Source organism: Microbacterium sp. Leaf203 (assembly GCF_001421275.1).
Lineage (GTDB): Bacteria > Actinomycetota > Actinomycetes > Actinomycetales > Microbacteriaceae > Microbacterium > Microbacterium testaceum_A.
Window position 1 is genome coordinate 1,822,098 of record NZ_LMKF01000022.1, and the last position, 10,020, is coordinate 1,832,117.

7 protein-coding genes are annotated in these 10,020 nt (G+C 70.7%); 5 read left to right on the plus strand and 2 right to left on the minus strand.

The window, feature by feature from the left end:
* Positions 1 to 19 precede the first annotated feature (19 nt).
* Positions 20 to 598: a PadR family transcriptional regulator gene (locus ASE56_RS09845; RefSeq protein ID WP_056227968.1), complete on the plus strand. Its 579-nt coding sequence runs from the start codon at positions 20 to 22 to the stop codon at positions 596 to 598.
* Positions 599 to 650: 52 nt separating this feature from the next.
* Positions 651 to 2,348 (plus strand): AarF/ABC1/UbiB kinase family protein, encoded by a 1,698-nt coding sequence (locus ASE56_RS09850; protein WP_056227971.1) that lies wholly within the window; start codon positions 651 to 653, stop codon positions 2,346 to 2,348.
* A 42-nt stretch (positions 2,349 to 2,390) separates the two neighbouring features.
* On the opposite strand, the gene ASE56_RS09855 is transcribed toward ASE56_RS09850, so the two are convergent.
* Entirely contained in the window at positions 2,391 to 3,521 is a 1,131-nt protein-coding gene (locus ASE56_RS09855) for a hypothetical protein (protein WP_056227973.1), read from the minus strand.
* Between the two features lie 65 nt (positions 3,522 to 3,586).
* On the opposite strand from ASE56_RS09855, the gene ASE56_RS17510 reads away from it, so the two are divergent.
* Positions 3,587 to 6,601 carry a DEAD/DEAH box helicase family protein gene (locus ASE56_RS17510; RefSeq protein ID WP_056227976.1) on the plus strand — a complete coding sequence of 1,005 codons (3,015 nt, stop codon included), beginning with the start codon at positions 3,587 to 3,589 and terminating at the stop codon, positions 6,599 to 6,601.
* 4 nt (positions 6,602 to 6,605) lie between these two features.
* Here the strand turns inward: ASE56_RS17510 and ASE56_RS09865 are convergent, their stop codons facing one another.
* On the minus strand, positions 6,606 to 7,529 hold the full coding sequence (locus tag ASE56_RS09865; protein ID WP_056227979.1) for a lytic transglycosylase domain-containing protein: 924 nt from the start codon (positions 7,527 to 7,529) through the stop codon (positions 6,606 to 6,608).
* A 542-nt stretch (positions 7,530 to 8,071) separates the two neighbouring features.
* Between ASE56_RS09865 and rpsA the strand changes: the two genes are divergently transcribed.
* Together rpsA and ASE56_RS16930 are read left to right on the plus strand one after the other, a co-directional pair.
* The gene (rpsA, locus tag ASE56_RS09870; RefSeq protein ID WP_056227982.1) at positions 8,072 to 9,526 is read left to right on the plus strand and encodes a 30S ribosomal protein S1; all 1,455 of its coding nucleotides are present in this window, start codon (positions 8,072 to 8,074) and stop codon (positions 9,524 to 9,526) included.
* 105 nt (positions 9,527 to 9,631) lie between these two features.
* Positions 9,632 to 9,805 (plus strand): hypothetical protein, encoded by a 174-nt coding sequence (locus tag ASE56_RS16930; protein WP_156371644.1) that lies wholly within the window; start codon positions 9,632 to 9,634, stop codon positions 9,803 to 9,805.
* The last annotated feature ends 215 nt before the right edge of the window (positions 9,806 to 10,020 follow it).

The window sequence follows — 10,020 nt, forward strand, 5'->3', positions numbered from 1 at the left end:
CCGCGCGAAGGAGGTCGTCATGAGTGGTTCATTCCTGGAAGACGCGTTCGGCGGACGCGGTGGCAACAACACCCCCGGCTGGCCGATGTCCAACATCCTCGAGGGTCTCGAGCAGCTGCGCACGCAGTTCGAGCAGAAGACCGCCTCGACGCCGCGCATGAACAAGGGCGACGTGCGTTCGGCCGTCCTCTCGCTCCTGCTCGAGCAGCCGATGCACGGCTACCAGATCATCCGCGAGATCGAGGACCGCAGCGGCGGCTCGTGGAAGCCGAGCCCCGGCTCGGTCTACCCCACGCTGCAGCTGCTGACCGACGAGGGCCTCGTGCAGGCCGAGGAGTCGAACGGCCGCAAGACCTACTCGCTCACTGCCGAGGGCCGCGCTGCGGCCGGCGACGAGACCACCGAACGCACGGCCCCCTGGGAGGCGGCCGGTTCGCGCGACGGCGGTCGCATGACCGCGCTGCCCAAGGCGGGTATCGAACTCGCCCAGGCGGCGGCCCAGGTCGGTCGCACGGGCGACAAGGATCAGGTCGCGCAGGCGGTCGAGATCCTCGACGAGGCTCGCCGTAAGCTCTACTCCATCCTCGCCCAGGGTTGAGGTCACGCCCGCTCGACGGGGGCATTCCGCCCGTCGGCATCCAGGAGAATCGATGACCGACGACGCCCTTATGAAGGCCCGCTACCGGCGGATCACGCGCTTCGCGGCGCGCTATCTGGTGCAGGCCTGGTGGTTCGAGCTGTTCCTGCCGCGGTTCGGTCTCGGGTGGATCTCCGCCCGGGGCCGCACCCGGCGGCTCGAGCGCATCGCCCAGCGTTTCCATGTGCTCGCTGTCGACCTCGGCGGTCTCATGATCAAGGTCGGGCAGTTCATGTCGTCGCGTCTCGACGTCCTGCCCCCGTCGATCACGAAGCAGCTCGAGGGCCTGCAGGACGAGGTGCCCGCGGTCCCGTTCGTGCAGATGCGCGCCCGGGCAGAAGAAGAGCTCGGGATGCCGTTGGAGCGCGCCTTCGCGAGCGTCGACGAGCGCCCCCTCGCGGCGGCTTCGCTGGGTCAGGCGCACCGCGCCGTGCTGACGGAGGATCTGGCCGCCGAGACCGGCCTGAGCGCCGTCGTGCTGAAGATCCAGCGCCCGGGCATCGACCGCATCGTCGACGTCGACCTGCGCGCCCTCCGCAAGATCGGCGTGTGGCTCAGCAAGGTCGCCCTGGTCCGCGATCGCGTCGACATGCCCTCACTCGTCGAGGAGTTCGCCGTCACGAGCCTCGAAGAGATCGACTACCTGCACGAGGCCGCCAACTCCGAGCGCTTCTCGGCCGACTTCGGCGGGCCCGGCGGAGTGGCCGTGCCCGAGGTCGTGTGGGAGCGCACCACCCGCCGCGTGCTCACCCTCCAAGACGTCACGGCGATCAAGATCAACGACGTCGACGCCCTCCGCGCGGCCGGCATCGATCCGGCCGAGGTCGCCGCCCGCTTCGCGCGGGTGATGTTCGACCAGCTGTTCGACGACGGCTTCTTCCACGCCGACCCGCACCCCGGAAACGTCTTCGTCACGCCGCTCGGCGGCACGACCGACGCCGGCACCCCGGCGTGGCGCTTCACCTTCATCGACTTCGGCATGATGGGCGAGGTCCCGCCGAGCTTGCGCCGGGGGCTGCGCCGCGTGCTCATCGCGGCGGCCTCGCGTGACGGAAAGGGCCTGGTCGACGGCATCCGCGATGTCGGCGTGCTGCTGCCCTCGGCCGACACCGTGCAGTTGGAGCGCGCGATGACGGGCCTGTTCTCCCGCTTCGGCGGGATGGGCTTCGCCGAGCTGCAAGAGGTCGACCCGCGCGAGTTCCGCGCGTTCGCGATCGAGTTCGGCGACGTCGTGCGGTCGCTGCCGTTCCAGCTGCCCGAGAACTTCCTGCTGATCGTGCGCGCGATGTCGCTCACGAGCGGCATGTGCAGCGCGCTCGATCCCGCTTTCAACATCTGGGACGCGGTCGAGCCCTACGCGCAGCGCCTCATCCGCGAAGAGAGCGGCAACACCGCGCAGGCCTTCGTCCGCGAGGTCGGAGCGGTCGCCGCCGTGACCGCGCGCCTCCCGCGCCGTGCCGACAACCTCATCTCGCGCTTCGAAGATGGCTCGGTCTCGGTCCAGACCCCGCGCATCGAGCGGCGCATGCGCGATCTCGAGCGCATGGTGCGCCGGGTGGTCTCGTCGGTGCTGTTCACGGGCCTGCTCATCGGAGGGGTGTTGCTGCAGGCCGAGCAGGCGGTACTGGGCACGATTCTCATGGTCGTCTCGATCGCGCCGCTTTCGCACGCCTTGCTGGCGGGGTGGGTCGCTCGACGCAACGGCGCCTGACGGCGTCGGCGCCGCGTGGGACGGTGAAGGCTGCCGCCCGGCTCAGCGCCCGTCGAACATGCCCAGAAGCGTGACGACGCCCAAGAACACCGGGATGCCGTAGACCGCCGTTCCGACCATGAACGACGAGACCACGCGCAGGTTCGCCCACCACCCGTGGCGGGGCGTCCACGAGCGGAGCTGTCGCCCTCCCGGGCCCACCACGGGCGCGTCCGGGCGCCACGCCGTGACCCCCGACGAACCGCTTGCGAGACTCCCCGCGATCTCGACCGCGACCTGGCCCGCGACCCTCTCGTCCGTGTATCGCAGCGACCGTTGTCGCAGCCGCGGCACGACGTGGGTGAGGATCGCGTCCACCTCCTGCCACAGCGCCGGGTCGTCCCACCGCCGCCGCTCGGCCCGGAAGAACACCGCGCGATCCTCGATGATCTCGACGTCGAATGCGCGGGCGTGATCGGCGAGGACCGCCATGACATCGGGGGTGAGGACGTAGAGCGCGTCGCGGGCGTATCCGCGTGGAGCGTAGGCGCGGAAGATCCGGTCGAAGTCGCCCTCCAGCGAGATCCGCTGTCGTTCGGCGAGGTTCTCGGGCAGTCCCGAGCGCACCCCGTCGTTCTCGACGGCGTCGAGGACCAGGTGGGGGAGAGGGGATGCCAGCGAGACGCAGACGTAGGAGCGCGGACGCGTGCGCGGCATCCGCAGTCGAACCATCCCGAACTCGATCCCTTCGCCCACGAAGCGCGGGTATTCGCGCACGCCGGCGGAGTGAGCGGTGACGATGGCTGTGAAGGAGTCCCGCCACCACGCTTCCGCGCGGAACTCGTTCGCCCGCGCGGTGAGAGCGCGGCGAGCGCGGCGGAGCCGGACGGGCGTCGAGGCCTTCCGCGACCATCGCCACAGCGCGATGCTCGCGGCGGTCCAGACGATGGCGACAACCAGGGTGATGACCAGGGTGCGGACGTCGTCGGCCTGGAGCGTCCCGTCGCCCCGGATGTCGACGTCGAGTCCGGTGTTGAACACCACGATGAAGAGGGTCCAGACCTGGATCACGGCGTTCAGCCGCACGAGCAGGCGTCTGCGGGTCGGCACCCACGGCGGCGGTTCGTGCTCCGGTACGGTCGGCAGCTCCCGCCGTACGTCCTCGTCGGGGGCGTCGAGCCATCGAAGGTCCACGCGTCGTCCTCTCCGGCGGGTGTCGGTCCGCCTGCCCGCCGGGGGCCCCTCCCTAGACTGGCGCGGTGTCGACCGAATCACGCCTTCCCCTGTCGGCGTGGCGATTCGACGGAACGCTCCGGGCCTACCAGCGCGCCGCGCTCGACCGTGTCGACGTCGACGCGGGGGAGCCCCTGCATCTCGTCGCCCCGCCCGGTGCCGGAAAGACTCTGCTTGGGCTCCTCCTCGCCGCGCGCCGGGGGCGCCGCACGGTGGTCTTCGCGCCCACGACGGCGATCCGCGCGCAGTGGGTGGGCGCTGCCCGGGCGCTGGCGCACGACGACGCCGCCGTGTCGGACGACCCCGATCTCCCCGCCGACCTCACGGCCCTGACGTACCAGGCGATCAGCGTGGTCGACTCCCGCGAGCCCTTCGCGGCCCTGGCGCGCGCCCGCTGGGTCGACGAGCTGATCGCCGACGATCGCACCCCCGACCAGGCCGAGGGATGGCTCGACGCGCTCAACGAGAGCAATGCTGCGGCGTACGGCCGTGGCATCCGCTCTCGGTCCCGCGCTCTTCGACGCACTCTGGCGAGACAGGATGCCGCCGCTCTCACGGCCGCTCTGCACCCGCGATCGCGCGAGCTGCTGGAGCGCCTGGTCGAGGCAGGGGTCGAGACCATCGTCCTCGACGAGTGCCATCACCTCCTCGACCACTGGGCGCTCGTGGTCGCCGCGCTCGTCGCGCGGTTGCGCGCGGGGGGTCGGGAGCCGCTCGTGATCGGGCTCACGGCCACTCTTCCCTCGCCCGATGACGCGAACGAGTATGAGAACTACGTCTCTCTGCTGGGCGAGGTCGATCTCGAGGTTCCCGTGCCGGCGGTCGTGCGCGAGGGTGACCTCGCGCCGTACCGCGACCTCGTCCACGTGGTCGAACCGACCGGCGAGGAGCGGGCGTTCCTCTCCGCGCACGCCGAAGCCCTCGCGGAGGCGCTGCGGACGACGTTCGCGGTGGGCGCCGGAAGAGCGTTCCTGCGCGCGGTGCTCCAGTCGTCGGCCCCTTCCGCCCCCGCGGACCCCCTCGAACCGCCCGCCGAGGGCGCCTCGCCCCCGGCCCCGGTCGCTTCCGCGGGGAGCAGTGCGGTCGCGCGTCCGGGGATCGTGCCCCCGCCACCCGCCGCAGAGTCGCCCGCCCCCGACGCCGCCGTCGATGCCGCTCTCTCGGCGGCGTTCGCCGTCGACTTCGCCGGTGCCGAGGCCGCCGCGGCGATGTTCTCCGTCGTCGCGCCCGACGACCCGCTCACCGCTCGTCTTCCCGCCGTGGCGCGACGGGCGCCCACCACAGAAGAGACGCTGCGCCTGCTGGGTCGATACGCCCTGGACCGGGTGCTCCCCGACCCCGCGCGCGCCGACGAGTGGCGCCGGCTGCGTCGCCTGCTCGCCGATTTCGGCTTCGCCCTGACCGACCGCGGGGTGCGTCGCACCCGCGATCCGATCGACACGGTCCTCGCGTCCTCCCTCTCGAAGGACAGGGGAGCGTGCGACATCCTCGCCCGCGAGCGCGACGAGCTCGGCGACCGCCTCCGCGCCCTCGTCGTGACCGATTACGTCACCCACGGCAACGTCCACGGGGGACTCCTGGGCTCGGCCGGCGCCGTCCGCACGTTCTCGATCGTGGCGACGGATGCCGCTACCTCGGCGCTGCGCGCGATCCTCGTCACCTCCTCGACGGTGCGCGTCGCCGTCCGTCACGCGGAGAAGCTGCTTCCGGCGCTCTCGCGCGAGCTCGGCGTCCCGGTGACGGGGGAGCCCTGCCCCGACGACGTGGCCGTCCTCGAGGTGCGGGGGACCACGGGGTCGGGGGTGGTCGGCGCCGTCTCCCGGCTGCTCGCCGACGGCTCGCTCGAGGTGGTCGTGGGCACGCGCGGTCTCTTCGGCGAAGGGTGGGACTGCCCGGCGGTGAACACCCTGATCGATCTCACCGCGGTGGCGACGGCGTCGGCGACGCAGCAGTTGCGGGGCCGTACGCTGCGGCGCGATCCGAGCTGGCCCGAGAAGGTCGCCCACAACTGGACGGTCTCGGCGCTGCTGCCGCCCGACTCGTCCCTCGACGCGCAACCGGATGCCGCTCGCCTCCGTCGCAAGCACGCCGGCCTGTGGGGACTCGACGCCGACCATCCCGAGCGCATCGTCCGCGGGCTGCCCGCGGCGCTGGGGCGCGACCGTCGTCGCGCGCTCGACGAGATGCTCGAGAAGACCCCCGGCGCGTCGCTGCAGCGTGTCGACGCGCTGACCTCGGCTCCGCCGCGGGACGAGACGCGATCCGCCTGGCGCATCGGCTCCCCGTACGACGACCGCGAGGAGCTCTCCGCGGTGGTCGAGCGCCCGGCCCGCACGCCGGTCTTCTCGACGTCGGTGACGGCCGAGCGTGCCCTCGGCGGGTGGCTCGGAGTATCGGCGGGAGCGCCGGCCGCGCTGATCGCGCTGTCGTTCTTCCTGCCCCCGGTCGCGGGAGTCGCGGTGGGGGGAGTCAGCGCCCTGATCGGTGCCGTCATGGCCGTTCCCCTGTTTTCGGCGTGGCGTCGCACGCGTCGGCAGGCTCGGGATGCCGCGGCGACGCTGCGGAACATGGCGCGTGTGGTGTGGACGGCGCTGTCCGAGAGTGGGCGCGTCCGGTCCCCGCTCGCCGTTGCGGTATGGGAGGGAGAGCGGAGGGATGCCGACGCCACCCGCGCCGAGATCACGATGGCGCACGCGAGCCTCATTGATCAGAAGTCCTTCGGGATCGCGCTGGAGGAGCTGTGCGGCGCGATCCGGACACCGCGTTTCGTGCTGGAGGTCGACCGCGGCGGAGGGCCGTGGTGGGTGCGCGCCGTCCTCGAGCGCGCGGGACGCTCCCGATCCCGGCAGTTCCTTGCCGTGCCTTCCGAGATCGGTCGTCGTCGGGCGGACGCCCTCCGCTTCCACGGCGCGTGGCAGGTGCACGTGGGTCCGGCCGTCCTGCACGAGCTCAACGGACCCGAGAACCTCCCGCTGCTCGCAGAAGCGCGCCGCTCCGGAGGGTTCTCCGGAGCGGCGCGCTCGATGATGCGATGGAGCTGAGGGCTCAATACCAGCCGGTCGACTGCGAGTGGCCCCACGCGCCGCACGGCGTGCCGTAGCGGCCCGAGATGTACCCGAGGCCCCACGACACCTGAGTGGCGGCGTTGGTCTGCCAGTCGGCACCGGCGGAGGACATCTTGCTGCCGGGGAGGGCCTGCGGGATGCCGTAGGCGCCGCTGCCGGAGTTGTAGGCCTTGTAGTTCCAGCCCGACTCCTTGTTCCACAGCGACACGAGGCACGACATCTGGTCGTCGCCCCAGCCGCGGCTGGCGAGCATGTCGCGCGCGGCAGCCTGGGCGCCGGCGGGGCTGTTGTCTCCCGAACCGCCTCCGGTCGGAATGGGGGCCGAAGACCCACCACCGCCGGAGTTGGACGAGGACGACGACGACGAGGCCTGCTTGTCGGCGGCGGCCTTGTCGGCGGCGGCCTTCGCCGCGGCAGCAGCCTCCGCTTCCTGGCGCGCCTTCTCGGCCGCCTCTTCTTCCGCCTTCTTGGCCACGGCGGCGTCGAGACCGCCGCGCAACTCGGCCACGCGCTGGTCGACCGCGGCGGTGGCCGCGGCGACGTCGTGCGAGAGCGCGGGGAGGAACGTCTCGGGCAGCACCGAGGCCGCCTCGAGGCGGTCGGTGGCCTGCTGCAGCGCGGTCGTGTCGACCGTGGCGGGCTGGCCGATGTCGAGACCGGATGCCGCGATGTCGCTCTGCACGGTGGCGACGGCCTGGATCGAGGTCGACGCAGCGGTCTCCGCCGCGCGGGCCTCGGTCTTCTCGGGGCCGGGGGTGGCTGCGAGCACCGTGGGAGTGATCGAGGAGGCGAGCGAGAACGTCGCGGTCGACAGGTCGGCGGGGGAGGCGGTGGCGGCCGGCGCGGTGCCGGTGAGAGCCGCGGCCGCGACCACGCCGAGCACGAGCGCTCCCACTGTCGTCACGGGGCGACGACGAGTGCGGCGGGCGGCGAGGCGGCGGTCACGACGATTGGAAAAGGACGTCGAGTCAGAGCGCATAGAACCGGTTTCACGTGAGGGGAGGACGGTGCGGGTGTCACCGTCCGACCCGCGTCAGCGGGCACAAGACGGGGAGCCTGGCACGTGTTTCTGGACGCCACCTGGGCGGACCGCCTCAGAACGCCGGAGTAAAACGGCCGATCCGAGGCGAATCGCGCCCACGCGCAATCGCCCTGCCCGGCCCTCTGTCTCCGTTCGCCCCGCGTGGCCGGCGTCAGCGTGTGACGGCCCGAGCGCGGGATGCGCGACACCCGGACTGCGCGGGAGGCCTGGTGCGTTAGACTGAGGTGTCACACCTGGGCTCTGCCTGTCTGGCGAGCCCGTGGCATCGCATAAACAATCCGCTTCGCTTCGACTCGTGGTTGGAGTTCGCCCTCGGGCGGCCCCAGCCCGACGGCCCCCGGTCTCGGACCGACGGGTACAGGAGTCGGAGCCCGACACCACACCCAACTAGGACAACCCACTACATGACTACCGCAACGACCGCCCCGGCTACCAAGCAGGTCGCGATCAACGACATCGGCTCGGCCGAAGACTTCCTGGCCGCGGTCGAGAAGACGCTCAAGTTCTTCAACGACGGCGACCTCATCGAAGGCACCGTGGTGAAGATCGACCGCGACGAGGTCCTCCTCGACGTCGGTTACAAGACCGAGGGTGTCATCCCCTCCCGCGAGCTCTCGATCAAGCACGACGTCGACCCCAACGAGGTCGTCAACGTCGGCGACCACGTCGAGGCCCTCGTTCTCCAGAAGGAGGACAAGGAAGGCCGCCTCATCCTGTCCAAGAAGCGCGCTCAGTACGAGCGTGCGTGGGGCGACGTCGAGAAGATCAAGGAGAACGACGGTGTTGTCACCGGTTCCGTGATCGAGGTCGTCAAGGGTGGTCTCATCGTCGACATCGGCCTCCGCGGCTTCCTCCCGGCCTCGCTCATCGAGCTGCGCCGTGTCCGCGACCTGACGCCGTACCTCGGCCAGGAGATCGAGGCCAAGATCCTCGAGCTCGACAAGAACCGCAACAACGTCGTGCTCTCGCGCCGCGCCCTGCTCGAGCAGACGCAGTCCGAGTCGCGCACCACGTTCCTCAACAACCTCCACAAGGGCCAGGTCCGCAAGGGTACGGTCTCGTCGATCGTCAACTTCGGTGCGTTCGTCGACCTGGGTGGCGTCGACGGTCTCGTCCACGTCTCCGAGCTCTCCTGGAAGCACATCGAGCACGCCTCCGAGGTCGTCGAGGTGGGCCAGGAGGTCACCGTCGAGATCCTCGAGGTCGACCTCGATCGCGAGCGCGTGTCGCTCTCGCTCAAGGCGACGCAGGAAGACCCGTGGCAGGTGTTCGCCCGTACCCACGCGATCGGTCAGATCGCTCCGGGCAAGGTCACCAAGCTCGTTCCCTTCGGTGCGTTCGTCCGCGTCGCCGACGGCATCGAGGGCCTCGTGCACATCTCCGAGCTTTCGGGTAAGCACGTCGAGCTCGCCGAGCAGGTCGTGTCGGTCGGCGAAGAGGTCTTCGTCAAGATCATCGACATCGACCTCGAGCGTCGCCGCATCTCGCTGTCGCTCAAGCAGGCCAACGAGTCGGTCGACCCCAACGGCACCGAGTTCGACCCGGCGCTGTACGGCATGGCCACCGAGTACGACGAGCGTGGCGAGTACAAGTACCCCGAGGGCTTCGACCCCGAGTCGGGTGCGTGGCTCGAGGGCTTCGACACTCAGCGCGAGGCCTGGGAGCAGGAGTACGCCGCTGCTCAGGGTCGCTGGGAAGCCCACAAGGCTGCCGTCGCCAAGGCCCTCGAGGCCGAGGCCGCCAACCCGACGGACGCTGGTTCGTTCGGTGGATCGTTCTCGTCCGAGACGCCCGCCCAGGGCACCCTCGCTGACGACGAGTCGCTGGCTGCGCTTCGCGAGAAGCTCTCCGGTCGCTGATCCGTCCTGCATCGAAGGCCGGTACCTCCTCGGAGGTGCCGGCCTTCGGTCGTTCCCGGGCGCAAGCCCTGGTGGGCAGGTGGGGGAGCAGGGCAGGATGAGAACATGGCTTCTCGACTTCCACTTCTGATCACCCTCGCCGGCGTGGCCGTGCTGTTCCTGTCGATCGCGTTCGTCTTCGCTCTGGTCATCGGAGCGATGTTCTTCGGCGGGATCGAGTTCACCGGGGGACACACGGATGCCATCACCTCGCCGTCGACATGGACACTCGTCGCCTGACCGCCATATCGTTCCCGTCCCTCGGCCCGGGCGACCTCGAAGGTCGCGCCGGGCCGTCGACGTTTCCGCAGGATTTCGCGCCTGCGATCGAGCGACACGCCCGAGATGTGCCCGGATTCGACGGGTCGGTCGTTCCCGCGTAACTTATTACTTGTTCGCCCCACAGGGGAGAGCGGAGAGGCCGAGAGGCCCCGCATCGTCTCAAGTGGCGGACC

What these genes read in the sequence shown, in the direction of transcription:
- ASE56_RS09850 (WP_056227971.1), top strand. Translation starts at nt 651, where the DNA reads ATGACCGACGACGCCCTTATGAAGGCCCGCTACCGGCGGATCACGCGC.
- rpsA (WP_056227982.1), top strand. Translation starts at nt 8,072, where the DNA reads ATGACTACCGCAACGACCGCCCCGGCTACCAAGCAGGTCGCGATCAAC.
- ASE56_RS16930 (WP_156371644.1), top strand. Translation starts at nt 9,632, where the DNA reads ATGGCTTCTCGACTTCCACTTCTGATCACCCTCGCCGGCGTGGCCGTG.
- ASE56_RS09845 (WP_056227968.1), top strand. Translation starts at nt 20, where the DNA reads ATGAGTGGTTCATTCCTGGAAGACGCGTTCGGCGGACGCGGTGGCAAC.